The organism is Streptomyces sp. NPDC027672 (genome assembly GCF_055566335.1).
Genome location: NZ_JBVHSO010000002.1, coordinates 856,612 through 881,454, shown reverse-complemented (window position 1 = coordinate 881,454; position 24,843 = coordinate 856,612). Strand labels below are relative to the sequence as shown.

General features: G+C 74.0%; 25 protein-coding genes. 10 read left to right on the top strand and 15 right to left on the bottom strand.

The genetic code is table 11. The features are described from left to right. Positions 1 to 8: 8 nt before the first annotated feature. The 7 genes from pcaDC to ACZ4SV_RS08205 form a co-directional block, all read right to left on the bottom strand. Complete coding sequence (gene pcaDC / locus ACZ4SV_RS08235; protein ID WP_468002434.1) at positions 9 to 1,130, bottom strand: bifunctional 3-oxoadipate enol-lactonase/4-carboxymuconolactone decarboxylase PcaDC; 1,122 nt, start codon at positions 1,128 to 1,130, stop codon at positions 9 to 11. After that, positions 1,127 to 2,467 carry a 3-carboxy-cis,cis-muconate cycloisomerase gene (gene pcaB, locus ACZ4SV_RS08230; protein WP_468002432.1) on the bottom strand — a complete coding sequence of 447 codons (1,341 nt, stop codon included), beginning with the start codon at positions 2,465 to 2,467 and terminating at the stop codon, positions 1,127 to 1,129. Before pcaB ends, pcaDC begins: the two co-directional genes overlap by 4 nt. Further along, positions 2,464 to 3,066, bottom strand: coding sequence for a protocatechuate 3,4-dioxygenase subunit alpha (gene pcaG, locus ACZ4SV_RS08225; RefSeq protein ID WP_468002430.1), 603 nt, complete (start codon positions 3,064 to 3,066; stop codon positions 2,464 to 2,466). The genes pcaB and pcaG overlap by 4 nt, the downstream gene beginning before the upstream one ends. 5 nt (positions 3,067 to 3,071) lie before the next feature. Continuing rightward, the gene (pcaH, locus tag ACZ4SV_RS08220) at positions 3,072 to 3,845 is read right to left on the bottom strand and encodes a protocatechuate 3,4-dioxygenase subunit beta (protein ID WP_468002428.1); all 774 of its coding nucleotides are present in this window, start codon (positions 3,843 to 3,845) and stop codon (positions 3,072 to 3,074) included. Positions 3,846 to 3,864: 19 nt separating this feature from the next. Beyond that, positions 3,865 to 5,076 (bottom strand): thiolase family protein, encoded by a 1,212-nt coding sequence (locus ACZ4SV_RS08215; RefSeq protein WP_365876496.1) that lies wholly within the window; start codon positions 5,074 to 5,076, stop codon positions 3,865 to 3,867. 113 nt (positions 5,077 to 5,189) lie between these two features. Continuing rightward, a complete protein-coding gene (locus ACZ4SV_RS08210) occupies positions 5,190 to 5,834 on the bottom strand; it encodes a CoA transferase subunit B (protein ID WP_468002426.1) in 645 nt (214 codons plus the stop codon). Further along, positions 5,834 to 6,589, bottom strand: coding sequence for a CoA transferase subunit A (locus ACZ4SV_RS08205; protein ID WP_468002424.1), 756 nt, complete (start codon positions 6,587 to 6,589; stop codon positions 5,834 to 5,836). Before ACZ4SV_RS08205 ends, ACZ4SV_RS08210 begins: the two co-directional genes overlap by 1 nt. A gap of 193 nt (positions 6,590 to 6,782) precedes the next feature. On the opposite strand from ACZ4SV_RS08205, the gene ACZ4SV_RS08200 reads away from it, so the two are divergent. Next, positions 6,783 to 7,247 (top strand): MarR family winged helix-turn-helix transcriptional regulator, encoded by a 465-nt coding sequence (locus ACZ4SV_RS08200; RefSeq protein ID WP_365876474.1) that lies wholly within the window; start codon positions 6,783 to 6,785, stop codon positions 7,245 to 7,247. A 92-nt stretch (positions 7,248 to 7,339) separates the two neighbouring features. Beyond that, positions 7,340 to 8,530: a zinc-dependent alcohol dehydrogenase gene (locus ACZ4SV_RS08195; RefSeq protein ID WP_397972617.1), complete on the top strand. Its 1,191-nt coding sequence runs from the start codon at positions 7,340 to 7,342 to the stop codon at positions 8,528 to 8,530. 57 nt (positions 8,531 to 8,587) lie between these two features. Here the strand turns inward: ACZ4SV_RS08195 and ACZ4SV_RS08190 are convergent, their stop codons facing one another. Next, positions 8,588 to 9,655, bottom strand: coding sequence for an ATP-dependent DNA ligase (locus ACZ4SV_RS08190; RefSeq protein WP_468002421.1), 1,068 nt, complete (start codon positions 9,653 to 9,655; stop codon positions 8,588 to 8,590). 74 nt (positions 9,656 to 9,729) lie between these two features. Between ACZ4SV_RS08190 and ligD the strand changes: the two genes are divergently transcribed. Together ligD and ACZ4SV_RS08180 are read left to right on the top strand one after the other, a co-directional pair. Next, a complete protein-coding gene (gene ligD, locus ACZ4SV_RS08185; RefSeq protein WP_365876480.1) occupies positions 9,730 to 10,749 on the top strand; it encodes a non-homologous end-joining DNA ligase in 1,020 nt (339 codons plus the stop codon). Between the two features lie 152 nt (positions 10,750 to 10,901). After that, positions 10,902 to 11,975 (top strand): LacI family DNA-binding transcriptional regulator, encoded by a 1,074-nt coding sequence (locus tag ACZ4SV_RS08180; protein WP_468002419.1) that lies wholly within the window; start codon positions 10,902 to 10,904, stop codon positions 11,973 to 11,975. Between the two features lie 27 nt (positions 11,976 to 12,002). On the opposite strand, the gene ACZ4SV_RS08175 is transcribed toward ACZ4SV_RS08180, so the two are convergent. After that, the gene (locus tag ACZ4SV_RS08175; protein ID WP_468002417.1) at positions 12,003 to 12,797 is read right to left on the bottom strand and encodes a VOC family protein; all 795 of its coding nucleotides are present in this window, start codon (positions 12,795 to 12,797) and stop codon (positions 12,003 to 12,005) included. 268 nt (positions 12,798 to 13,065) lie between these two features. Here ACZ4SV_RS08175 and ACZ4SV_RS08170 point away from each other — a divergent pair, with 268 nt between their 5' ends. Beyond that, positions 13,066 to 13,311, top strand: coding sequence for a WhiB family transcriptional regulator (locus ACZ4SV_RS08170; RefSeq protein WP_468002415.1), 246 nt, complete (start codon positions 13,066 to 13,068; stop codon positions 13,309 to 13,311). A gap of 83 nt (positions 13,312 to 13,394) precedes the next feature. Here ACZ4SV_RS08170 and ACZ4SV_RS08165 read toward each other — a convergent pair whose 3' ends face one another. The 4 genes from ACZ4SV_RS08165 to ssgD all read right to left on the bottom strand — a co-directional run bounded on the left by ACZ4SV_RS08165 (position 13,395) and on the right by ssgD (position 17,827). Then, entirely contained in the window at positions 13,395 to 14,369 is a 975-nt protein-coding gene (locus ACZ4SV_RS08165; protein WP_365876488.1) for an acyl-ACP desaturase, read from the bottom strand. A gap of 221 nt (positions 14,370 to 14,590) precedes the next feature. Then, positions 14,591 to 15,367, bottom strand: coding sequence for a dimethylargininase (ddaH, locus tag ACZ4SV_RS08160; RefSeq protein ID WP_397935589.1), 777 nt, complete (start codon positions 15,365 to 15,367; stop codon positions 14,591 to 14,593). A 131-nt stretch (positions 15,368 to 15,498) separates the two neighbouring features. Then, positions 15,499 to 17,124 (bottom strand): ABC-F family ATP-binding cassette domain-containing protein, encoded by a 1,626-nt coding sequence (locus ACZ4SV_RS08155; RefSeq protein WP_468002412.1) that lies wholly within the window; start codon positions 17,122 to 17,124, stop codon positions 15,499 to 15,501. Between the two features lie 286 nt (positions 17,125 to 17,410). Further along, complete coding sequence (gene ssgD / locus ACZ4SV_RS08150) at positions 17,411 to 17,827, bottom strand: spore wall synthesis regulator SsgD (protein WP_365876494.1); 417 nt, start codon at positions 17,825 to 17,827, stop codon at positions 17,411 to 17,413. A 312-nt stretch (positions 17,828 to 18,139) separates the two neighbouring features. On the opposite strand from ssgD, the gene ACZ4SV_RS08145 reads away from it, so the two are divergent. Beyond that, a complete protein-coding gene (locus ACZ4SV_RS08145; RefSeq protein ID WP_468002410.1) occupies positions 18,140 to 19,354 on the top strand; it encodes a WD40/YVTN/BNR-like repeat-containing protein in 1,215 nt (404 codons plus the stop codon). Positions 19,355 to 19,521: 167 nt separating this feature from the next. Further along, the gene (locus ACZ4SV_RS08140; protein WP_365884226.1) at positions 19,522 to 19,860 is read left to right on the top strand and encodes a plasmid stabilization protein; all 339 of its coding nucleotides are present in this window, start codon (positions 19,522 to 19,524) and stop codon (positions 19,858 to 19,860) included. A 9-nt stretch (positions 19,861 to 19,869) separates the two neighbouring features. Here ACZ4SV_RS08140 and ACZ4SV_RS08135 read toward each other — a convergent pair whose 3' ends face one another. Further along, positions 19,870 to 20,166, bottom strand: a complete 297-nt coding sequence (locus ACZ4SV_RS08135) for a YciI family protein (protein WP_365884224.1) — start codon at positions 20,164 to 20,166, stop codon at positions 19,870 to 19,872. Positions 20,167 to 20,225: 59 nt separating this feature from the next. Between ACZ4SV_RS08135 and ACZ4SV_RS08130 the strand changes: the two genes are divergently transcribed. From ACZ4SV_RS08130 to ACZ4SV_RS08120, 3 genes are all read left to right on the top strand, one after another. Continuing rightward, on the top strand, positions 20,226 to 20,981 hold the full coding sequence (locus tag ACZ4SV_RS08130) for an endonuclease V (RefSeq protein WP_468002407.1): 756 nt from the start codon (positions 20,226 to 20,228) through the stop codon (positions 20,979 to 20,981). A gap of 101 nt (positions 20,982 to 21,082) precedes the next feature. Beyond that, on the top strand, positions 21,083 to 22,471 hold the full coding sequence (locus tag ACZ4SV_RS08125) for a cytochrome P450 (protein ID WP_468002405.1): 1,389 nt from the start codon (positions 21,083 to 21,085) through the stop codon (positions 22,469 to 22,471). A 12-nt stretch (positions 22,472 to 22,483) separates the two neighbouring features. Beyond that, the gene (locus ACZ4SV_RS08120; RefSeq protein ID WP_468002403.1) at positions 22,484 to 23,590 is read left to right on the top strand and encodes a hypothetical protein; all 1,107 of its coding nucleotides are present in this window, start codon (positions 22,484 to 22,486) and stop codon (positions 23,588 to 23,590) included. A 57-nt stretch (positions 23,591 to 23,647) separates the two neighbouring features. Here ACZ4SV_RS08120 and ACZ4SV_RS08115 read toward each other — a convergent pair whose 3' ends face one another. Then, a complete protein-coding gene (locus ACZ4SV_RS08115; protein WP_468002401.1) occupies positions 23,648 to 24,826 on the bottom strand; it encodes a saccharopine dehydrogenase family protein in 1,179 nt (392 codons plus the stop codon). Positions 24,827 to 24,843 lie beyond the last annotated feature (17 nt).

The window sequence follows — 24,843 nt, the reverse complement described above, 5'->3', positions numbered from 1 at the left end:
CGCGCGGTTCAGTCCGTCTCCTCCTCGGCGAGCACCCGCTGGGCCGTGGCGAACGCCGAGTTGGCGGCCGGCACCCCGCAGTACACGGCGGTCTGGAGCAGCACCGCGCCGATCTCCTCGGGCGTCAGCCCGTTCCGCCGCGCCGCCCGCACATGCATCGCCAGCTCGTCGTAGTGGCCGTGCGCGACCAGCGCCGTCAGCGTGATCATGCTCCGTTCGCGGCGCGACAGCGTCGGATCGGTCCAGATCTCACCCCAGGCGTAGCGGGAGATGAAGTTTTGGAACCGCGCGGTGAACGGGGTCTGCCGGGCCTGCGCGCGGTCCACGTGGGCGTCGCCCAGCACCTCCCGGCGCACCGCCAGCCCGCTCGCCGGCGGCCCGTCGAGGTGGGCGGCGAGCGCCCCGAGCACGGCCCGCGGAACCTGCGCCGGCGCCAGATGCGAGGCGCCGGGCAGCTCCACCAGCGTCGCCCCCGGCACCGCGTCCGCGATCTCCCGCAGGTGCGCCGGCGGTGTCGCGGGATCCTCCCGGCCGGCCACCAGGAGCGTCGGTACGGTGATCTCGGCGAGCCGGTCGCGCAGGTCGAACGCGGCGAGCGCGTCGCAGCAGGCGGCGTACGCCTCCGGGTCGGCCGTCCGGTGGTCCCGCACGAGCTCCGGCACGCTGAACCCGGGCGTGAACCAGCGCGCGTCGGCGGTCTCGGCCAGCCACCCGAGGCCCTCCCGGCGCACCCGCTCCGCCCGCTCCCGCCAGGGCGCCGCACCGCCGAAGTGGGCGGAGGAGCACAGCACGGCCAGCGAGGACAGCCGCTCGGGATGGTGCACCGCCAAGTGCAGGCCGACCGCGCCGCCCAGGGACACGCCCGCGTAGGCGAACCGGTCGGCGCCGAGCGCGTCGGCGAGCGCCAGCACCAGCCCGGCCAGGTCGCCGACGGTCGCGCCCGCCGCGATCAGCTCCGCCGCCGAACCGCCGTGCCCGGGCAGATCCCAGCGGATCACCCGGTGGCCGGCGGACAGCTCGGGCGCGACCCCGTCCCACAGGGCGAGCGAGGTGCCGAGCGACGGCCCGAGCAGCAGCGGCGGCGCGGAAGCCGGTCCTTCGGCGCGGTGGTTGAGGAGGGTCGCGGTCAACGTCGCTCCAGGGCACGGTCGGTGAGATCGCCGGCGAAGCCGGTGTAGTGGGCGGGGTCGGTCAGGTCGTCCAGGTCGACGTCCCGCAACTCCTGCCGCTCGGCGAGGAGTTCGCGCAGCGGACGGTCCTCGGCGTGGGCGCGGCGGGCCAGTTCGGTCAGCAGTTCCTTGGCGCGGGCCCGGCCGAGGACGGGCGCGAGGGCGGCGGACAGCCGCTCGGAGACGATCAGTCCCCGGGTCAGGCCGAGGTTGCGGCGCATCGCGTCCGGGTGCACCCGCAGACCCTCGGCCAGCCCGGCCGCGTGCCAGGCGGCGCCGCCCGCCAGCCGCAGCAGGTCGCGCAGCGGCTCCCACTCGGCGTGCCAGGCACCGGCCGGCCGCTCGTCCTCGGCGGCGAGCGCGCCGTACAGCGTGGCCGCGAGCTGGGGAGCGCGCCGCGCGGCGGAGGCGAGGAGGGTGGCGTGCACCGGGTTCGCCTTGTGCGGCATCGCGGACGAGCCGCCGCCGCTGCCCTCGCCCACCTCGCCGATCTCGGTGCGCGACAACGTCAGCACGTCCACGGCGAGTTTGCCCAGCGCGCCCGCCGTGAACGCCAGGCACCCGGCGAGGTCCGCGACCGGTGTGCGCAGCGTGTGCCAGGGCAGCTCCGGCGTGGCGAGCCCGGTTTCACGGGCGTACGCCCGCAGCAGGGCGGCCGCGTCCGTGGCGCCGTACTCCCGGAACGCCGCCAGGGTGCCGGCCGCCCCGCCGAGCTGGACGGGCAGCGACTCGCGCACCCGGGCGACGCGGTCGCGGGCGTCCAGCACCAGCGCCCGCCAGCCGGCCGCCTTCAGCCCGAACGTGGTCGGCACGGCGTGCTGGGTGAGCGTCCGGCCCGGCTGCACCGTGTCCCGGTGCCCGGCGGCGAGGTCCGCCAGCGCCCGCTCGGTACGGCCGAGGTCGGCCAGGACCGGGCCGAGGGCGCGCACGGCGACCAGCATCGTCGCCGTGTCCATGATGTCCTGGCTGGTGGCGCCCCGGTGCACGTACGGGCCGTACTCCGGGCCGGCCGCCGTGGTCAGGTCGGCGACCAGCGGGATGACCGGGTTGCCGCCGTCCGCGGTCCGGGCCGCCAGGGAGCGGATGGCGAACCGGGCCGGGTCGGCCGCCTCGGTCACCGCCGCCGCGGCCGCGGCCGGAGCGAGCCCCAGCGCGGCCTGCGCCCGGGTCAGCGCGGCCTCCGCGTCGAGCAGGGCCCGCAGATAGGCGTGGTCGCCGGTCTCCGCCGCGGCGGGCGACGGCCCCCACTCGGGGGCGAGCAGACCGGTGTCGGCGTACGGCGGGGATGCGAACGTCACTGGTACTCCAGGAAGACCGTCTCGCCTTCGCCTTGAAGGCGGATGTCGAAACGGTAGGTGCCGCCGCCCTCGTCGCCCGCGATCAGCGTGCCGCGGCGGTCGCCCACCCGGGTGAGCAGCGGGTCGGCGGCCAGCGCGGCCGCGTTCCCCGGCAGGTAGATACGGGTGAACAGATGGACGAGCAGACCGCGCGCGAAGACGCACACGCTGAGGTACGGCGCGTTCTGCCCGCGCGCGCCGGGGCGCAGGGTGCGCGCGTACCAGTGGCCGTTCGCGTCGGTCTGGATCCGCCCCCAGCCGGTGAACTCCACGCCGTTGCGGCCCAGGAAGCCGCCCGTGGCCGGGTCGCGGCGCAGGGAGCCGTCCACCCGGGGCACCGTGCCGTCGGGACCCGGGCCCCACACCTCGACCAGCGCGTCGGGCAGCGGGTCGCCGTGGCCGTCGAGGACGTACCCGTGCACGGTGACCGTGTCCGGGTGGCCGAGCGGGGCGATCTCCTCGCCGCCGGGGAACGGCAGCGCGTAGCCGTAGAACGGGCCGACCGTGTGGGACGGGGTGGGCAGCACCTGCTCGGGGCTGCCCGGGTCGATGATCGTCATGGTGCTCAGCGTCCTTCTTCCGTCCAGGTGGCGGCCGGGCCGTCCAGCACGATGTCCCAGCGGTAGCCGAGGGAGAACTCCGGCACCGACAGACCGTGGTCGTAGGTGGCCACCAGCCGCTGCCGGGCCGCGTCGTCCGTCACCGACTGCAGGATCGGGTCGTACGGGAAGAGCGGGTCGTTCGGGAAGTACATCTGGGTCACCAGCCGCTGGGTGAACGCCGTGCCGAACACCGAGAAGTGGATGTGGGCCGGGCGCCAGGCGTTGACGTGGTTGCGCCACGGGTAGGGGCCCGGCTGGATGGTGGTGAAGTGGTAGCGGCCGTCGGCGTCGGTGAGGGTGCGGCCGAAGCCGGTGAAGTTCGCGTCCAGCGGCGCGTCGTGCTGCTCGCGCTGGTGGGCGTAGCGGCCGGCCGAGTTGGCCTGCCAGATCTCGACCAACTGGCCGCGCACCGGGCGCCCGTCACGGTCCAGCAGCCGCCCGGAGACCGTGATGCGCTCGCCGATCGGCTCCCCGGCGTGCTGCCGGGTCAGGTCGTTGTCGATGCCGGTGAGGTCGCGCTCGCCGAAGGCGGGGGAGCGCAGCTCCACCAGTTCCGGGTCCCGGCGCGTGTCGATCGCGACCAGGGGCTGCTTCGGGTGGCGCAGCACGGAGGACCGGTACGGCGCGTAGTCGCGGCGCGGGTGGTGCTCGGCCGGGGCACCGTCGGCGACGCGCTTGCCGTACGCGGCGTGCGCGGCGGCCATCTCCTGGTCGATGTCGTACTGGGTGAGGGTCATCGGAGTACCTGACGTTTCCTTAGCGTTCGAGGACGAGGGCGAGGCCCTGGCCCACGCCGATGCAGAGGGTCGCCACGCCGGTCCCGGAGCCCCGGCGGGCAAGCTGGTGGGCGACGGTTCCGGCGAGCCGGGCACCGGAGGCGCCGAGCGGGTGGCCGAGCGCGAGGGCGCCGCCCTGCGGATTGAGGACCGCCGGGTCGAACCGCGGCCACTCCGCCAGACAGCCGAGCACCTGCGCGGCGAACGCCTCGTTCAGCTCCAGCACCGACAGGTCGGCGAAGTCCCTGCCCGCCTTGGCCAGGGCCCGGCCGACCGCCTCCACGGGGGCCAGACCGAAGTACCGCGGGTCGGTCGCGGAGACACCGGTCGCGCTGATCCGGGCCAGCGGCTCCCGGCCGGTGGCCCTCAGCCCCTCCTCGTCGGTGAGCAGCAGGGCCGCCGCGCCGTCGTTGAGCGGCGAGGAGTTGCCCGCGGTGACCGTGCCGCCCTCGGCGCGGAAGGCGGGCCGCAGCTTCGCCATCGCGGCGAGGGAGGCGTCCGGCCGCACGCACTCGTCGGCGGCGAAACCGACCGGCTCGCCCTTGCGCCGCGGCACCGGCACGGACGTCAGCTCGGCGTCGAAGAGGCCCTGTTCCTGGGCGGCGGCGGCCTTGCGGTGGGAGTCCAGGGCGAAGGCGTCCTGCTGCTCGCGGGTGATCCCGTGCTTGTCGGCGATCAGCTCGGCGCTCTCGCCCAGCGGGATGGTCCACTGCGGGTCCATGCGCGGGTTGACCATGCGCCAGCCGAGCGTGGTCGAGTACAGCTCGGTGTGCGCGGCCGGGAACGGCTGGTCCGCCTTGGGCAGGACGTACGGCGCGCGCGTCATGGACTCCACCCCGCCCGCCACGGCGATGGAGGCATCGCCCGTCGCGATGGCGCGGGCGGCCTGGATCACCGCTTCCAGACCGGAGGCGCACAGCCGGTTCACGGTCACGCCGGGCACGGAGGTGGGCAGTCCGGCGAGCAGGGCGGCCATGCGGGCGACGTTGCGGTTCTCCTCGCCGGCGCCGTTGGCGTTGCCGAAGTACACGTCCTCGATGCGGGCCGGGTCCAGGTCCGGGGTGCGGGCGAGGAGGGCGCGCAGGGTGTGGGCGGCCAGGTCGTCGGGGCGGACGGCGGCCAGGCCGCCGTTGTAACGGCCGAACGGCGTGCGGACGGCGTCCACGATGTACACGGGCTTGCCGGCGTACAGGGGCTTGCCGGGGTTCCCAGGCTTGCTCGGGTTCACAGGGTGGGTGGGGTTCACAGGCTCGCCGGGGTTCACAGCCTTGTCGGCGTGCGCGGGATCGTTGGTGTGAGCGGGGTTCACAGCAGATCCTCCGCAACGGTGAGTTCCGCATCGGTCCGGGCGACGACCTCGTCCACGCTCACACCCGGCGCGGTCTCCGTCAGCCGGAGTCCACCGTCCATGACGTCCAACACCGCCAGATCGGTGATGACCCGGTTCACACACGCCTTGCCTGTGAGCGGCAGCGTGCACTCCTTGAGGATCTTCGCCGAACCGTCCTTCGCCGTGTGCGTCATCACCACGATCACCTGGCGGGCACCGTGCACCAGATCCATCGCGCCGCCGATCCCGGTGACCAGCTTCCCGGGCACCGCCCAGTTGGCCAGGTCGCCGCCGGCGGAGACCTGCATCGCGCCCAGCACGGCCACATCGATGTGCCCGCCCCGGATCATCGCGAAGGACAGCGCCGAGTCGAAGAAGGACGCGCCCGGCAGGACCGTCACCGTCTCCTTGCCCGCGTTGATCAGATCCGGGTCGACCCGGTCCTCGGCGGGGTACGGGCCCGTGCCCAGGATGCCGTTCTCCGACTCCAGCACCACCTCGACGCCCTCGGGCAGGTGGTTCGGGATCAGGGTCGGCAGTCCGATCCCGAGGTTCACGTACTGGCCGTCCCGCAGTTCGCGGGCCGCGCGGGCCGCCATCTGCTCACGTGTCCAGGCCATCAGCCGCTCACCGTCCGGAACTCGATCCGCTTGTCCGCCGCCTGCTCCGGGGTGAGCGGCACCACCCGCTGCACGAAGACGCCCGGCACGTGCACCGTGTCCGGATCGATCGCGCCGGGCTCGACCAGCTCCTCCACCTCGGCGATCGTGATCCGCCCGGCCATCGCGGCCAGCGGGTTGAAGTTCCGGGCCGACCTGCGGAACACCAGATTGCCGTGCCGGTCCCCGCGCGCGGCCCTGACCAGCGCGAAGTCGGTGCGGATCCCGCGCTCCAGCACGTACTCCACGCCGTCGAACTCCCGCACCTCCTTCGGCGGCGAGGCCAGGGCGACCCCGCCCGAGCCGTCGTAGCGCCAGGGCAGCCCGCCCTCGGCGACCTGGGTGCCGACGCCGGCCGGGGTGTAGAAGGCCGGGATGCCGGCGCCGCCCGCGCGCAGCCGCTCGGCGAGCGTGCCCTGCGGGATCAGCTCCAGCTCCAGTTCACCGCCCAGGTACTGGCGGGCGAACTCCTTGTTGCCGCCGATGTACGAGCCGGTCACCCGGGTGATCCGGCCCGCGGCCAGCAGCACCGCGAGCCCGGAGTCCAGCGCGCCGCAGTTGTTCGACACCACGCTCAGCCCGCCGACGCCGCGCTCGTACAGCGCCTGGATCAGCACGTTCGGCACACCGCTGAGCCCGAACCCGCCGACGGCGAGGGACGCGCCGTCCGGCACATCGGCCACCGCCGCGTCAGCCGTGGCCACCACCTTGTCCATCCCGAAAGCTCCGTCTCTCCGTCCGTCAGCGCGTCGATAGTCAGCGCACTGAGCATTTCGCCGAGGTGCCGCTCACGCTGCCACCGCGGGCGAGGGCCGTCAAGACCTGGATTTTCCCCGGCCACGTGGTGAGGCGGCCGGTTCCGGAGCCGGGTATCGTTCAGTGCACCTACGAACTGATCAGGGAGCGCACATGGCCGCGGTGGACCTCGCCACCCATCCCGGGCACCTGGCCCGGCGGCTCCAGCAGGCGCACCACCTGCTGTGGAACACGATGGTCTCGGAGGAGATCACCTCACCGCAGTTCGCCGTCTTGAACACGCTCGTCGCCGAGCCGGGACTCGACCAGCGGACGGTGGGGGAGCGGGTCGGCCTGGACCGGTCGACGATCGCCGAGGTGATCAGCCGGCTCGACCGCCGCGCACTGCTGCACAAGGTCCGCGACCCGCGGGACGGCCGGCGCTTCCTGCTCCGCCTCACCGACGAGGGGCTGCGCACGCACCGCAGGCTCAGCGTGCGCACCGCCCGGATGAACCAGGTGTTCCTGGGCCCGCTCTCCGCCGCGGAGCAGACCGTCTTCTTCGACCTGATCCGCCGGGTCGCCGACGCGGCGGAGGAACTGCGCAACCCGGCCGAACCGGCGGCCGCCCCGGGCTGACCGCGCCGCCCGGGTTCGGCGGCGGCGGGTCCGGGTACCCGGCCGCCCTCAGACACGGGACGCAGTCGTACGCGACCAAGGGAGCGCGGCTTATGAAGGCAGTCACCTGGCAGGGCAAGCGGGACGTCCGGGTCGAGGACGTGCCCGATCCGCGGATCGAGGAACCCACGGACGCCGTCATCCGTGTCACGTCCACCGGACTGTGCGGCTCCGACCTGCATCTGTACGAGGTGCTCACCCCGTTCATGACGCCCGGTGACATCCTCGGGCACGAACCCATGGGCATCGTGGAGGAGGTCGGCCCCGAGGTGCCGAACCTGCGTCCCGGCGACCGGGTCGTGGTGCCGTTCCAGATCGCCTGCGGGCACTGCTTCATGTGCGACACCGGACTGCCCACCCAGTGCGAGACCACGCAGGTCACCGGCGAGGGCATGGGCGCCCCGCTGTTCGGCTACACCCGGCTGTACGGCGCCGTGCCCGGGGGCCAGGCCGAGTACCTGCGCGTCCCGCAGGCGCAGTTCGGGCCGGTCAAGGTGCCCGAGGGCCCGGCGGACGACCGCTTCGTCTACCTCTCGGATGTGCTGCCCACCGCCTGGCAGGCCGTCGAGTACGCCGCCGTCCCGCCCGGCGGCACCCTCGCGGTCCTCGGCCTCGGCCCGATCGGTGACATGGCCTGCCGGATCGCCCGGGCCCGCGGCGCCGAACGGGTCATCGGCGTCGACCTGGTGCCCGAGCGGCTGGCCCGGGCGCAGCGGCGCGGGATCGAGACGTACGACCTGCGGGCCTTCGACGACGAGAAGGCGCTGGTGCACGCGATCCGGGACGTGACCGGCGGCCGGGGCCCGGACGCGGTGATCGACGCCGTCGGCACCGAGGCGCACGGCAGCGCCGCCGCCAAGCTGGCCCAGACCGCCACCTCGCTGATGCCCCGCAAGCTCAGCGCGCCCCTGGCCGAACGCTTCAGCATCGACCGGCTCGGCGCCCTGTACATGGCGATCGACCTGGTCCGCCGGGGCGGCACGATCTCGCTCAGCGGTGTCTACGGCGGCATGGCCGACCCGATGCCGATGCTGACCCTCTTCGACAAGCAGATCCAGCTCCGCATGGGCCAGGCCAACGTCCGCCGCTGGACCGACCAGATCATCCCCTACCTCACGGACGAGGACCCGCTCGGCGTCGACGACTTCGCCACGCACCGGCTGCCGCTGGCGGAGGCCCCGCACGCGTACGAGATGTTCCAGCGCAAGCAGGACGGCGCCGTCAAGATCCTCATGCAGCCGTAGCCGTAGCCGTAGCCGTAGCCGTAGCCGTAGCCGTAGCCGTAGCCGTGCGTGCCGGAGTTATTTCTCGCCGAGGATCTCCGCCAGGTCGTAGCGCACCGGCTCCTCCAGCTGGGCGTAGGTGCAGCCGTCCGGTGTGCGGTCCGGGCGCCAGCGGCGGAAGCGGGCGGTGTGCCGGAACCGCTGTCCGTTCTCCATGTGGTCGTAGGCCACCTCGGCCACCCGCTCCGGCCGCAGCGGCACCCAGGACAGGTCCTTCTTGCCGGACCAGCGGCTCGGTGCGCCCGGCAGCCGGGCCGTCTCGTGCGCGGCCTCGTCGGTCCAGGCGGCCCACGGGTGCCCGGCGGCGTCGTCCATGCGCAGCGGCGCCAGCTCCTCGACCAGTTCGGCGCGCTTCTTCATGGAGAACGCGGCCGACACGCCGACGTGCTGGAGCCGGCCCTGCTCGTCGTACAGGCCCAGCAGCAGCGAGCCCACCACCGGGCCGCTCTTGTGGAGGCGGTACCCGGCGACGACGACGTCCGCCGTCCGCTCGTGCTTGATCTTGAACATGGCCCGTTCGTCCTGGAGGTAGCGCAGGCCGGGCGGTTTGGCCACGACCCCGTCCAGACCGGCGCCCTCGAACTGCTCGAACCACCGCCGGGCCACCTCGATGTCGGCCGTGGAGGGCGCCAGGTGCACCGGCGGGGACGCCCCGGCGAGGGCCCGGTCCAGCAGGGCGCGCCGGTCGGTCAGGGGCACGTCGAGCAGGGCGTGGTCGTCCAGCGCCAGCAGGTCGAAGGCGACGAAGGAGGCCGGCGTCTTCTCGGCCAGCATCCGCACCCGGGAGGCCGCCGGGTGGATCCGCTCGGTCAGCGCGTCGAAGTCCAGCCGGCCGTCGCGCGCGATCACGATCTCCCCGTCCAGCACGCACCGCTCGGGCACCCGCTCCCGCAGCGCCGCGACCAGCTCGGGGAAGTACCTGGTCAGCGGCTTGCCGGTCCGGCTGCCCAGCTCGACCTCGGCTCCGTCGCGGAACACGATCGACCGGAAGCCGTCCCACTTCGCCTCGTAGTGCATCCCCGGCGGGATCGTCACCACCGACTTGGCGAGCATCGGCTTCACGGGCGGCATGACGGGCAGATCCATGGCACCGATTCTGCTCGCATACGTACGGCTCCGCCCGGTATGCGAGGTATGCGGGGTGCGCCTACCGTGGCCGCATGGGTGACGCGGTGGAACTGGAGGTGGGCGGCCGGACGGTACGGCTGTCCAGCCCGGACAAGGTGTTCTTTCCCGAGCGCGGTTTCACCAAGCTGGACCTCGCCCGGTACTACGCCTCCGTCGCGCCCGGCATCCTGCGCGCCCTGCGCGACCGCCCCACCACCCTGGAGCGCTACCCGGACGGTGTCGGCGGCGAGTGGTTCTACCAGAAGCGGGCCCCCAAGGGCATGCCCGACTGGATCCCGACCGCCCACATCACCTTCCCCAGCGGACGCAGCGCCGACGAGATGTGCCCCACCGAGGAGGCCGCCGTGGTGTGGGCCGCCCAGTACGGCACCCTCACCTTCCACCCCTGGCCGGTCCGCGCCACGGACGTCGACCACCCCGACGAACTCCGCATCGACCTCGACCCGCAGCCCGGCACCGACTACGCGGACGCGGCCCGCGCCGCCGGTGAACTGCGCGCCGTGCTGGACGAGTTCGGCGGGCTGCGCGGCTGGCCGAAGACCTCGGGCGGGCGGGGCCTGCACGTGTTCGTGCCCATCGCGCCGCGCTGGACCTTCACCCAGGTGCGCCGTGCGGCGATCGCGGTCGGCCGGGAGATGGAACGCCGGATGCCCGGGGAGGTGACCATCAAGTGGTGGAAGGAGGAACGCGGGCGCCGTATCTTCCTCGACTACAACCAGACGGCACGGGACCGCACCATCGCCTCCGCCTACTCCGTCCGTCCCCGCCCGCACGCCCCCGTCTCGGCGCCCCTGCGCTGGGAGGAGGTCGGCGTCGCCGAGCCGCGCGACTTCGACCTCGCCACCATGCCGGCCCGGTTCGCCGAACTCGGCGACGTGCACGCCGACATGGACGACCACGCCTACTCCCTGGACGCGCTCCTGGAGCTGGCCCGCCGGGACGAACACGACCACGGCCTGGGCGACCTGCCGTACCCGCCGGAGTACCCGAAGATGCCCGGCGAACCGAAACGGGTCCAGCCGAGCCGCGCCCGCGACGAGCCCTCGCCCTGAGGGGCGACCGCTGTCGTGCCCCTGCCGGCCACCCACTGCCCGCCGGGCCGCCACGGGCCCGCCTGTGCGCCCCCTCATGATCGGTCCGGGCAGCGGACCGGCCGGTGTCGCGCGGCTATCCTGATCGTCAGCCGCCGATGAGGAGTGCCGAAGTGACCGACGCAGTGTCGCGCCCCACCCTGGAGGCCGTGGCCGCGCGGGCCGGCGTGTCGCGGGCCACCGTGTCCCGGGTGGTCAACGGCGGCGACGGAGTCCGCGAGTCCCTGGCCGAACGGGTCCGGCAGGCCGTGGAGGAACTGGGCTACGTCCCCAACCAGGCGGCGCGCAGCCTCGTCACCCGGCGCCACGACGCGGTCGCGGTCGTCATCGCCGAGCCCGAGGCGCGGGTCTTCGCCGACCCCTTCTTCGCCCACCAACTGCGCGGCATCAGCAAGGAGCTGACCGCGCACGACAACCAACTGGTGCTGCTGCTCACCGAGGGCCGGGCCGACCACGCGCGTGTGGCCCGGTACCTCGCCGGCGGCCACGTCGACGGCGCGCTCGTCTTCTCCCTGCACCTGGACGACCCGCTGCCCGGCCTGATCCGGGACGCCGGCGTGCCCACCGTGTTCGGCGGCCGTCCGCACTGGGACACCGGCGCGGCCGAGGATCCCGGGGTGGTGTACGTCGACTGCGACAACCGGGGCGGGGCGCGCGCCGCGGTACGGCATCTGCTGGACCTCGGCCGCCGGCGCGTCGCGCACCTCACCGGCGCGCTGGACCAGACGTCGGCCGCGGACCGGCTCGACGGCTACCGGGACGCCGTCACCGAGGCCCTGGGCGCCTGCGACCCCCGGCTGGTCGCGGAGAGCGACTTCACCCCGGCCGGCGGCGAACGCGCCATGCGCGAACTGCTCGGCCGCTGCCCGGACGTCGACGCCGTCTTCGCCGCCAGCGACCTCACCGCGCTCGGTGCGCTGCGGGTGCTGCGCGAGCACGGCCGGCGCGTGCCCGAGGACGTGGCCGTGGTCGGCTTCGACGACATGCTGCCGGTCGCCGAGCAGACCGATCCGCCGCTGACGACGGTCCGGCAGGACATCGAGGAGATGGGCCGGCTCATGGCCCGCCTGCTGCTGCGCGGCCTGTCCGGCGACCGGGACCGGCGGCTCGCGCCGGCCGGCACCCCGGACACCCCGGCGGCGGGCGTGATCCTGCCGACCACCCTCATACGCCGCGTCTCCGCCTGAGTTCCGGCCGGCCGCTCCCGGTAGGGCTCAGCCCTGCGGCGGCTCGGCCGTGAGCACCGCGAAGCGGGCCCCGTACGGGTCGGCGAGATGGGCCATGCGGCCCACGCCCGCCACGGCCGTCGGGGGCAGGCGCACCCTCCCGCCGAGGTCCCGCGCCCGAGCCGCGACGGCGTCGGTGTCCGCCACGTCGAAGTACGGCAGCCAGTACGGCCCGTCCGCCGCCTCGGCGGGCACGTCCGCCAGCGGCACCATGCCGCCGAACATCGCGTCGTCCTCGCCGCCCTCGGGGCCGACACACGTGTACGTCCCGCCCGGGAAGGGCACTCCGGCCGTCTCCAGGCCGAGCACCCGGCGGTAGAACGCGGCGGCCGCCGCGATGTCGGGTGTGTGCAGTTCCACCCAGCTCAGCGCGCCGGGTTCGCCCGTCGTGTCCACGCCCTCGGTCCGGCCCGGCTGCCAGATCCCGAACGCCACGCCCGCCGGGTCGGCGAGGACCGCCAGGCGGCCGTGGCCCGGCACGTCCGCCGGGCGGACCAGCACCGTGCCGTGGGCGCGTTCCGCCGCCTCGGCGGTGGCCTCGGCGTCCTCGCTGCGGAAGTACACCGTCCAGGCCGCCGGCTCCTGTCCGGGCCCGGCCCGGCGCCCGCCGCCCGCCACGGTCCTGCCGTCCAGCTCGAAGAAGCCGTAACCGCCGGTGTCCGGCGCCGCCGGCCGGTACCGCCAGCCGAACAGGGCGCCGTAGAAACCGGTGGCGGCGTCGGGGTCGGGGTCGCCGACGTCGATCCAGCAGGGCGCGCCGGTGACGAAACGGGTGGTGAGCATCTCGGCCCTCCTCGCCAGGGTGCCGTCCGCGTGCACTGCCGAGTCTGGCACCGCCCGCCGGTGCCCGCCGCCGGGAGCGGCGACGGGCCGGGCCGCCCGGCACTCACCCGGCGTGAGCGCGCGGGTATTCCCGGTTTCCGCGATGCTCCGCGCGCCGCCGTGCGCCTGCCGGGCCGAGGGGAGCATGATCGGGGCGGCCGGCGGCCTCGGGCCCGTCGTTGAGCGGGCGTTGATCGAACGTTTTTCGGCCTCGGGCAGGCTTCTGGCCATGCACATCGAAACCATCACCCCGGCCGACGACACCTGGCAGGCACAGGCCCTGTGCGCGCAGACCGGTCCGGACTTCTTCTTCCCGGAGCCCGGCAGCTCGGTGCGCGACGCGAAGCGCATCTGTGCCATGTGCGAGCTGCGCCCGGCCTGTCTGGAGTACGCGCTCACCCACGACGAGCGGTTCGGCGTCTGGGGCGGCCTGTCGGAGAAGGAACGCCTGGCGCTGCGCCGCACCGCCCGCTGAGAACACCGGCGCACCGCTCCCCGGGAACGCACCGCACCGCCCGCTGAGAACGCCGGCGCACCGCCCGGCCCCCGCGGGGAGCCTCAGCTCGCGGCGCGTGCCGCCATCCGGGCCTTGCGCGCGGCCAGCTTCTCGTCGAAGCGCGCGGCCTCCGCGTCCAGCCCGCCCAGGAACAGGCCGAGCTCCTCCTGCGCCTTGAGCCCCTCGGGCCCGAGGCCGTCGATCTCCATGACCCTCAGGAAGCGGAGCACCGGCTGGAGCACGTCGTCGTGGTGGATGCGCAGGTTGTAGACCTCGCCGATCGCCATCTGCGCGGCGGCCCGCTCGAAGCCGGGGAGGCTGTGTCCGGGCATGCGGAAGTTCACCACGACATCCCGGACCGCCTGCATGGTCAGGTCGGGGGCCAGCTCGAAGGCGGACTTGAGCAGGTTGCGGTAGAAGACCATGTGCAGGTTCTCGTCGGTCGCGATCCGGGCCAGCATGCGGTCGCAGACCGGGTCGCCGGACTGGTGGCCGGTGTTGCGGTGCGAGATCCGCGTGGCCAGTTCCTGGAAGGCGACGTAGGCGATCGAGTGCAGCATCGAGTGGCTGTTGTCGGACTCGAAGCCCTCGCTCATGTGCGCCATGCGGAACCGCTCGAGCTGGTCCGGGTCCACCGCGCGCGAGGCCAGCAGATAGTCGCGCATCACGATGCCGTGCCGGCCCTCCTCGGCCGTCCAGCGGTGCACCCAGGTGCCCCAGGCGCCGTTGCGGCCGAAGAGCGTGGCGATCTCGTGGTGGTAGCTCGGCAGGTTGTCCTCGGTCAGCAGGTTGACCACGAGGGCGATCCGGCCGATCTCCGTCACCTTCGACTGGTCCTTGGCCCAGGCTTCGCCGTCCTCGAACAGACCGGGGAAGTTGCGGCCGTCGCTCCACGGCACGTACTCGTGCGGCATCCAGTCCTTGGCGACCTTCAGATGCCGGTTCAGTTCCTTCTCGACCACTTCCTCCAGGGCGTACAGCAGCCGCTCGTCGGTCCAGACGGACGGGGCGGCGAGGCGAGGGGAAGTGATCGTCACGGAGAACTCCAGGGGGACGGCGACAGGGGGAGGGTGGGTGACCCGGCGAGCGGCGCACGGGGCCCTACGTGATCGTAGGCTACGAACCCGTAGGTTACGTAACCGTAGGTTAAGAAGGCCGTAAAGAACCGCTGATCAGCTACCCCGACACGCCGCCCTCAGACCCGCCGGCGGTACCGGACCCGCAGGTCCCGGTGCCGTCGGCGGGAACGATCACCCGGTCAGGCGTACAGCTCCCGCAGCCGTACCGAGAGACACGTCACACAGCCCTCCAGCTTCTCGAACTCGCTGATGTCGACCGTCACCACCTCGTGCCCGAGGTCCGTCAGCAGTTCCGCCGTGCGCGGGGCGCTCGCCGCCATCAGCAGCGTGCCGCCGCCGAGCACCACCACGTGCGCGCCCGACTCCTCCGGCACCGACAGGAAACCCGGGAACAGCGACGGCCGGTCCACCTTCGGGATGTGCCCGATCACCGTGCCGTCCGGCAGCGCGGTGACCGCCGACTTCAGGTGCAGCACCTTGCTCACCGGCACGGCCACCACACGGGCGCCCAGCGGCTCGAAGGCCGCCCGGACCTGCCGCACGCCGGCCGCGTTGGTGCGCCCGCCCCGGCCGACGTACACGGTGTCGCCGACCTTGAGGACGTCACCGCCGTCCAGCGTGCCCGGCTCCCAGATCCAGTTCACCGAGCAGCCGAGGCTCGCCACGGCCTCCTCGACGCCGGCGGTCTCCGCGCGCCGGGACTCGGCGCCCGGCCGGGTGATCAGCGCCACGTTCCGGAACATGACGACCGTGTCCTCGACGAACACCGCGTCCGGGCAGTCGTCGGCCGGTTCGACCTCGATCGTCTCCCAGCCGTGCGCGCGCAGGGCCGCCACATAGGCCTCCCACTGCTCGCCGGCCAGCTCGGTGTCGACCTTCTCCCGCGCGATGTGCGTGACCAGGCCGTCGGCGAGGCGGGGACCGGGACGGCGGACGAGGGCCTTCTTGCTGGGCACGAGGGACCTTTCGAATCGATCGGTGCGATGGTGCGGCTGCCGGCGCCCCGGAGGGAACGCCGGTCCGTCATCATGCAGGGCACCCGGGCCGGGGCCAAACCCCGGCCCGGTGCCGCGCCCCGCCGGACCCGTCACACCGGTCCGGCCAGCGCCTCGGGAGTCGTCTCCGTCAGTCCGCCCTCCTCCATCAGCAGCCAGCGCGTGATCCCGACCGACTCCAGGAACCGCAGATCGTGACTGGCCACGATCAGCGCGCCCTCGTACGACTCCAGCGCCGTGGTCAGCTGCCGGACGCTGGCCATGTCCAGGTTGTTGGTCGGCTCGTCCAGCAGCAGCAGCCGGGGCGCGGGCTCGGCCAGCATCAGCGCGGCCAGGGCTGCCCGGAAGCGCTCGCCGCCCGACAGGGTGGCCGCCTGCTGGTCGGCCCGGGCGCCCCGGAACAGGAAGCGGGCGAGCCGGGCCCGGACCCGGTTGTTGGTGGCGCCCGGCGCGAACCGGGCCACGTTCTCGGCCACCGACAGGTCGTCGTCCAGCACGTCCAGCCGCTGCGGCAGGAACCGCAGCGGAACGTGCGCGGTCACCGTGCCGGCCAGCGGCTGAAGCTCGCCGGCGATGGTCCGCAGCAGCGTCGTCTTGCCGGCGCCGTTGCGTCCGACGAGCGCGATCCGCTCCGGTCCGCGCAGATCGAGGACGCCGTCCACGCGCGCCTGGTACGCCGTGCGCAGGTCCTCCAGGGTGAGCACCCGGAGGCCGGGCGGTACGGCGGTGTACGGCAGCTCGATGCGGATCTCGTCGTCGTCCCGTACGGCCTCCACCGCCTCGTCCAGCCGTTCCCGGGCCTCGGCGAGCCGTTCCTGGTGCACGGCCCGGTGCTTGCCCGCGGACTCCTGGGCGGCGCGCTTGCGACCGCCCATGACGATCTTCGGTTCCCGCTTGGAGTCCCACATCTTCTGCCCGTACCGCTTGCGGCGGGCCAGTTTGAGCTGGGCGTCGGCCAGTTCGCGCTGCTGCTTGCGCACGTCCGCCTCGGCGGCGCGCACCGTCCGCTCGGCCGCCTTCTGCTCGACGGCCAGCGCCTCCTCGTAGGCCGAGTAGTTGCCGCCGTACCAGGTGACCTCGCCGGAGTGCAGCTCCGCGATCTGGTCGGCCAGGTCCAGCAGTTCCCGGTCGTGGCTGACCATGACCAGGATGCCGGGATAGGAGGCGACGGCCTGGCAGAGCCGCCGGCGCGCGTACAGGTCGAGGTTGTTGGTGGGTTCGTCGAGCAGCAGGATGCCCGGGCGGCGCAGCAGCAGCGCGGCGAGCCGCAGCAGCACCGACTCGCCGCCGGACAGCTCGCCGACGGTCCGGTCCAGGCCGATGTGGCCGAGCCCGAGTTCGCCGAGCGTGACCAGGGCGCGTTCCTCCACGTCCCAGTCGTCGCCGAGGGTCTCGAAGTGCTCCTCGGCCGCGTCGCCCGCCTCGATGGCGTGCAGGGCGGCCCGCCGCTCGGCGATGCCGAGGGCCGCGTCGACACGGAGGGCGGTGTCGAGCGTGATGTTCTGCGGGAGGTGGCCGATCTCGCCGACGGCCTTCACGGTGCCGTCGGCCGGGACGAGGTCCCCGGCGAGCAGCTTGAGCAGGGTGGACTTGCCCGATCCGTTGACGCCGACGAGCCCGGTGCGGCCCGGGCCGAAGGCGATGTCCAGACCGTCGAAGACGACGGTGCCGTCGGGCCAGGCGAAGGACAGGGAGTGACAGGTGAGGGAAGCAGACATGGGCGCCTCGCGAAAGGTGTGAGCATGCGGGGGACGCGTGTCGAGACACCGCGAGGCGGAAACCTTCGAGACCGGGCACACCGGTCCTGAAGCGGACCCGTGCCGGGGGACGGCTCTACGCCGAGGTCGTACGCCACGCACACCTCACCGGTGTGACGCGGTGTCTCATGACCTCAGAGGAGCAACGTCCTTCTCCGATCGACGGCAACAGAACCGCTGTACACCGTAGGAGGGGCGGTCCGGGGTGTCAACGCGTTTTACGGGCGCCCACCCGCGCGCGCCGCGGTCAGCAGGCGTCCCGCATCAGCTCCGCGAGACCGTGGTCCAGGTCGAGCTGGAGGTGCTCCATGCCGGCGGGGACCAGTGCGTCGGCCGCCGCCAGGAACCGCCGTATCTCACCCGAGCGCACATGCACGATCGCGGTGCCCTCCGGGGCGTGGAACTCCAGCACCGTGCGGTCGTACCCGTACGGCCGCACCCGGACGTCGCCCTGGCCCTCGGGGCCCCGCAACCCGGCCGTCAGCAGCTCGCGGGAGAAGGTCCAGCACACGTCGACACCCTCCAGGGTGGCCGGTGCCGGGAACGTCATGCACACCGCGAACGGGTCCCGCCGGTCGTAGCGCAGCGTGGCGGGAATGTTCGGCATGCGCGGTGCGGCGGCGACGAGACGGGCCTCGACGGGCTGCTCGATGACGGTGGACAACACCTTGCTCCCTCGTGACGGCTGGACTGCGCCCGGACGTGCGGCACCCGGCACTGGAAGAGACGGAGGAAACGGCCGATGCGTGCACACCCCGACCTAGTGACCTCGGTCACCGCGTTCATGCGCGGCAGGCCCCGGGCCGTTCGTGCGGGTTCTGTGACCATCCACGGCCACCCGCGACCACGCGACGACCATCCGCGACCACGCGACGACCATCCGCGGCCCCGCGACGACCATCCGCGACCCTTCGCGGACCTCCGCGCGGAGCGGCCCTCTGGACGGGGCCGGGCGTCTGGACTAGCTTCGCCCGCCATGAGGCGCACGGGGAGTACGCGACGCGGGGGACGGGCGGGCCGGCTGGTGACGGCGGCGCTGGCGGCGGCGGTCGTGTGCGGGGCGGTGCTCACGGCCCCGGCGGCCGAGGCCCGGCCCGCCGGAAAGGCCGGCGCCGGCCGGGCGGACGCCGTCGACCGCGCGGCTGCCGTCCGGACGGGCGAGAGCCAGCCGGAGCCGGGCCGGGCCGGTGCCCGGCGGGCGGGTCCCGGCCGCGGGGAGCCGCGCTGGGCGGTGCGGGACACCGGTGCGCCGCAGGTCCGCTTCCGCGGCCTGGCCGCCGTGGACCGGCGCACCGCCTGGCTGGCCGGCACCGGCGGCACGGTGCTGCGCACCACGGACGGCGGCGCGAGCTGGCGGAACGTCTCGCCGCCGGGCGCGGCCGGTCTGGAGTTCCGGGACGTCTCGGCGTCCGGCGCGCGGCGCGCGGTGGTGCTGGCCGTCGGCGAGGGCGAGGCGTCCCGCGTCTACCGCACCGACGACGGCGGCACGACCTGGACGGAGTCCTTCCGCAACACCGACCCGGCGGCGTTCTACGACTGCCTCGCCTTCTTCGACCACCGCCACGGCCTCGCCGTGAGCGACCCGGTGGACGGCAGGTTCCGCCTGCTGTCCACCGCCGACGGCGGACGCTCCTGGCGCGTGCTGCCCGCCGCCGGCATGCCGCCCGCGCTGGACGGCGAGGCCGCCTTCGCCGCGAGCGGCGGGTGTCTGGTCACCGCCGGCCCGCGCGACGTGTGGCTGGCCACGGGCGGCGGCGCCCGCGCGCGCGTGCTGCACTCCGCCGACCGCGGGCTGACCTGGACGGCCGCCGACACCCCGGTACCGGCGGGCGATCCGGCGCGGGGCGTCTTCGCGCTCGCCTTCCGCGACCGCGCGCACGGCCTCGCGGTCGGCGGCGACTACCGCGCCGGCCGCCCCTCGCCGCAGGCCGCCGCGGTCACCGCGGACGGCGGCCGCACCTGGCGGCCCGCCGCCGCTCCGCCGCCCGCGTACCGCTCCGGTGCCGCCTGGCTCCCGCACAGCCGCACCACCGCCCTGGCCGTCGGCCCGACCGGCACCGACCTGACGACCGACGGCGGCCGCACCTGGCGCACGGTCGACACCGGCTCCTACGACACCGTGGCCTGCGCCCCGGACCTGAGCTGCTGGGCGGCCGGCGAACAGGGCCGGGCGGCATCGCTGGAACGCTGAGGCGACGACGGCGACGACGGCGACGACGGCGACGGCGGGGACCGCGAGCCCGCGGCGGGGACCGGAACGGTGAGCCGGCGGTGGGAAGGCGCGGCGGTGACCGGAACGGTGCGGTGAGTCCGCGCGAGGCGGGTACCCGCTCCCTACCGCCAAGGAAAGGAGCGATCATGCCAGCCGGTTCCAGCCCCAAGCGCGAGCGGCAGTACGAGCACATCAAGAAGAGCGCGCAGGACCGGGGCGAGAGCACCGGACGCGCCGAGGAGATCGCCGCGCGGACGGTGAACAAGGAACGCGCCCGCTCCGGCGAGTCCAAGACCGCCAGCCGCAGCTCGACGCAGGACATGTCGTCGGCCAAGCGCGGCGGTCAGCGGTCGGGCAACCGGGCCGGTTCGCACGGCCCGACCCGCGACCAGTTGTACAACGAGGCCCGTCAGCGTGGCATCGAGGGCCGTTCGCACATGAACAAGGAGCAGTTGCAGCGCGCGCTGGACGACAAGAAGGGCTGAGCAGGCGGCTCAGCCGAGCGTCTGCCGGTGCCGCGCCAGTTCGGGCGCCGTCTTGGTGGCCAGGAACTCGGTGACGCGGTAGGAGCACACGCCGGCGGTGACGAACGGGTCGGTCGCCACGGTCTCCTCGATCCGGGCGCGGTCCTCGGCGACGGCGAGGATCACGCCGCCGTCGCGGGGGTTCTTGCGCCCGGAGGCCAGGAACAGGCCCTCCTCGTACCGCCGTTCCAGCCAGGCCACATGGTCGGGCAGCACCGCGTCCACGGCGTCCAGGGGAGCGGTGTAGGTCAGCTCGAGAACGAACATGATCATGAGCCTACCCCGCCCGGCGGACGGTGTCCGGGGAACCCGTACAGTCACCCGGCATGACGATCGTCGGCATCCCCGCGGGCTGGCCCGCGACCAAGGAAGAGGCCCGTGCCGTACAGGACGGGCTGCGCGGCCGTGTGGTGCTCGACGAGCCCGGGCCGCCGCCCGGCACGGGCCGGGTCACGGGCGTCGACGTCGCCTACGACGACGGTCTGGACCTGGTCGCGGCGGCGGCCGTCGTCCTGGACGCCGCCACGCTGGAGGTCGTCGCGGAGGCGACGGCCGTCGGCCGGGTCTCCTTCCCGTACGTGCCCGGGCTGCTCGCCTTCCGGGAGATCCCGACCGTGCGGGCCGCCCTGGAGCGGCTGCCCGGCCCGCCCGGCCTGGTCGTGTGCGACGGCTACGGCCTCGCCCACCCGCGCCGGTTCGGCCTGGCGAGCCATCTGGGCGTGCTCACCGGCCTGCCGGTCATCGGCGTCGCCAAGAACCCGTTCGCCTTCCGCTACGACGAGCCCGGCCCGGCGCGGGGCAGTTCGGCCCCGCTGCTCGCCGGGGACGAGGAGGTCGGCCGCGCCCTGCGCACCCGGGACGGCGTCAAGCCGGTCTTCGTCTCCGTGGGCCACCGGGTCGGCCTGGCCGGCGCCCTGGCGCACAGCCTGGCGCTGACCCCGCGGTTCCGGCTCCCGGAGACCACGCGCCGGGCGGACGCGCTGTGCCGTCGGGCCCTGCGCGAGGCGGTCCGGGACCTGGCCGACAGCGGTGAGGAGCCGACGAAGCGCCGGTCGCCGGCCTCCCGGCACGCAGAGTCGTAGACGCCAGGCCGACGCCGGGGTCCAAGGAGGTTCCACGGCACCCGGAGGTCGTACGGATCCGCCCTGCTGACCGGCTGAATCTCCTGTGTTTCCCGGGGCCTGTGGTCGCTAAGGTGTTCGGACATTCCTGGGGGCGGGGGAGGCTCGGGTTGGACGAGACAGCGGCGGGTGGGGTTCCCCTCGCGCCCGGTGGAGTGCCGTTCGTGGGACATTCGCTCAGGCTGGCGCGGGGGCGGGCGATGTACCTGCAGGGGCTGCGCGGTCGCGGTGACGTGGTGGAGATGCGGCTGGGGCGGCGTGCGTTCTACGTGCTCAATTCCCCTGAGGCCATTCACGACGTGCTGGTGACGCAGAGCGGGAAGTTCAGCAAAGGCATGCTGTTCGACCGGGTCCGGCCGTACATAGGCAACGGCCTGGCGTCGTCCGACGGGCCGTTCCACCTCCGGCAGCGGCGCATTGTGCAGCCGGCGTTCCACCGGGAGCGGGTCGCGCGGTACTCGGAGATGTTCGTGCAGGTCGCCGGGGCGCGGGTGGGCGGCTGGCCGGCAGGGCGGGACATGGACATGGGGCGGGAGATGCGCGAGCTGGCCGTCGCGATGCTGGTGCCGGCACTCTTCCCGTTCACCGAGGGTTCGGAAACCGGGCGGGCCATCGGGGATCTGGGGGCGCGCGTCAGCCGTGACCTCGGCGTTCTGGTGCGCGGCGTGCTCCGGGCCACCATCCTGCCGCCGGCGCTGGCCGTCGTACCGACTCCCGGGCGGCGGAGGTTCCTGGCCTCGGCGGCGGCCCTGCGCCGGCTCGCCGAGTCGGCCGTACGGCAGGCCCGCAGCAGTCCGGAGAGCCACGGCGTCCTCGCGCTCCTGCTCGCGCACGAAGGCGGCATGTCGGACGAGGAGGCGTGCGACGAGATGCTCACCTTCCTCGTCGCCGGTGTCGAGACCACGTCCACCACCCTGTCGTGGGCCCTGCACGTGCTCGCCCGCAACCCGGGGATGGCCGACCGGATCAGCGAGGAGGCACGGGCGGCCGAGCCGGGCGTGGTCACCCCCGCCGCCCTGCCGTACACCGCCCGGTTCGTCCACGAGGTGCTGCGCCTGTACCAGCCCCTGTGGTTCATGGGGCGGCGCGCCCTGGAGACCGTGCGCGTCGGGCGGTACGAGATCCCGCGCGGGGCCGAGGCGGTCTACAGCGCCGCGACGCTGCACCGCGACCCCGCCTGCTTCCCGGACCCGCTGCGCTTCGACCCCGACCGGTGGCTCACCAGGCCGGAGAAGAGCCTGCCCCGGGCCGCCTACCTGCCCTTCGGCGCCGGCAACAGGAAGTGCATCGGCGACGGTTTCGCGTGGGCCGAGATGCTCGCCGTGCTCTCCGCCGTCACCACGCGCTGGCATCTGCGCCCTGCGCCGGGCCACAGGGTCCGGGCGGTGGCGGACGCGCAGATCCACCCCGACGCCCTGCCGATGTCCGTCACTCCGCGCGCCACAGGCTGACCAGGAGAGCCGATGCTGGAGTTCCACCTGAGCGAGATCGGCCTGTTCGACACCGCGCGGGCGCTGGACCCCCAGGTACGGGGGCTGACCCGGTTCCTCCCGGAGACCGAGCCCGAGCCGCTGGACAAGGCGGAGCTGCTGGAGACCGAGGCCGAGTGCCGCCGGGACCGGCTCGCGCTGCTCGACGCCACCGACGAGGCCTACCGGAGCAGCGCGCGGGGGCGTGCCTTCGCCGCGTGGCTGGCCGGGGCCGCACCGGCCGAGCTGATCTGCACGCGCAAGGGCGACACGTCACTGGAGGACGTGCACCGGTATGTCGTCCGGGACGCCGTGCAGTGGCTCACCCTGTGGCTGGCCGGTTATCGCCGGGACCCGCTGTGGCACGCGCTCGCCAAGGCCGTGGCGTTGCTGGCGGTCCTGGACGACATCGTCGTCCCGCCGCAGGACGTGGCCGGCGGCGTGCACCGGATCGGGGACGAGAGCCTGGGTGAGGTGCTGGACCGGGTGAAGACCCTGGGCGGCGACCGGGACGCGCGGTGGCTCGCCCACGCCTACCAGGAAACGCTGTTCAGCGCGCGGATCCAGTTCCACGAGAAGTGGTCCGCCGCCGGACCGGACCTGGCACCGCCGGCCCACCTCGACGCCATCCAGGCGTACGTCCGTGAGCCGGACACGCTGCGCGCGAGCATCGTGCGGACCTACGCGGCCGAGACCCTGCCCGTCATGCACCTGATCGCCTACTACTTCCGTCTCCCCTTCGACTCCTGCGACTGGGCGGCCTTCGTCTCGGCCGGCGTGGCCCAGACCCTCGGCATGGACATCTCCAAGGACCAGTACGGCGTCGGCGTGAAGGAACCGACCAACTTCGGCGTCCGGGCCGACCGCCGCGAACAGGACAACGTACGGCAGCGCACCGGACTCCACCGCACGTTCCTGCGTCTGACCGCCTGCTTCGAAGACGTCAGCGACTTCCCCACCGCCGTCTACGACCGCTACTCCCGCGTCTCCCTCTCCTACGCCCGGCTCGTGGACCGCTACATCGAACGCCGTGACATGACCCGCCTCCCCATGAACGGCACCCTGTCCGCCGTCGTGGACGACGTCCTCACCGGCCGCTAGCGGCAGGCCCCACCGCCACGGTGCCGGGAGGCTGGACGAGCGGGCCGGCCGGTCCCGTCAGCGTGCGGCCACCACCCGGAAGGTGATCCCGGCCGCGCGCAGCCGTCCGGTCAGCGCGTCGCCCATCGCCTCGGCCGTCGTGACCTGGCCGGCCGTCGGCGGCAGGGCGTCGAAGGCCAGGCAGAGGGCGGCCTCGGCGAACATCTTCGCCGTCTCGTCGTACCCCGGGTCGCCTCCCGCGACCTCGGTGAACACGCGCCGGCCGCCGCCTTCGCCGACGAACCGCACCCGGAACCAGCTCCTCGCCCGCTTCTCGGCGTCCGGTCCCTCGCCGGGCCTGAGCCGGTCCGACAGCCGGCGCCGGACGGGCGGGACCTGGGCCGCCAGCGCGAGCGCGGCCACGGCGGCGCTCCCGCCGAGGGCGACCGGCAGGTGCCGTACGGCGGCGTAGTGGCGGTAGCGGAAGTCCGGGCCGTAGCGCTCCAGCGCCCGCGCCGACCGCCGTACGATCCGCGGGTCGAGGGTGGGCAGCGGCAGCGCCCACGCGCCGGCCTCCGGGGCGAACCGCGGCGCGCCGGCCGACGCCGCCACCCGGCGGCCCGGCAGCCGCGGCTCGTGGCGGGCCCGGTCGCGCGCGGCGGCCAGCATCCCCCGGCCGCGTGCGGCCTGGTTCAGCGCGGAGGCGAAGGTGCCGCCGGAGAAGGCCGCGTCCACGCTGACGTAGCCGTCCACGGTCAGCGGCACGCCCTCGGGAAGCTGCCGGACGGTGAAGTACACGCCCAGGTCGTGCGGTACCGAGTCGAAGCCGCAGGCGTGCACCAGGCGGGCGCCGGTCTCGCGCGCGCGTGCGTCGTGCCGGACGTACATCAGGTCCACGAACTCCGGCTCGCCGGTGAGGTCCAGATAGTCGGCGCCGGTGTCGGCGCAGGCGGCGACGAGCGCCTCGCCGTACAGCACGTACGGCCCCACGGTCGTGGCGACCACGCGGGCCTGCTCGGCGAGCGCCCGCAGTGTGGCGGGTTCGCCCACGTCGGCCCGCAGCACTCCGACGCCGTCGCCGCCGGGCAGGCTCTCGCACAGCCGTGCCAGCCGCCGTTCGTCCCGGCCGGCGACCGCCCAGCGCAGGTCCCGCGGCGCGTGCGCGGCGAGATAGCGGGCCGTCAGCGTGCCGACGAAACCGGTGGCCCCGAACAGCACCAGGTCGTAGGGACGGTCGGTTCTGCTCATCCTGCTCATGGACACCCCTTGGCCGT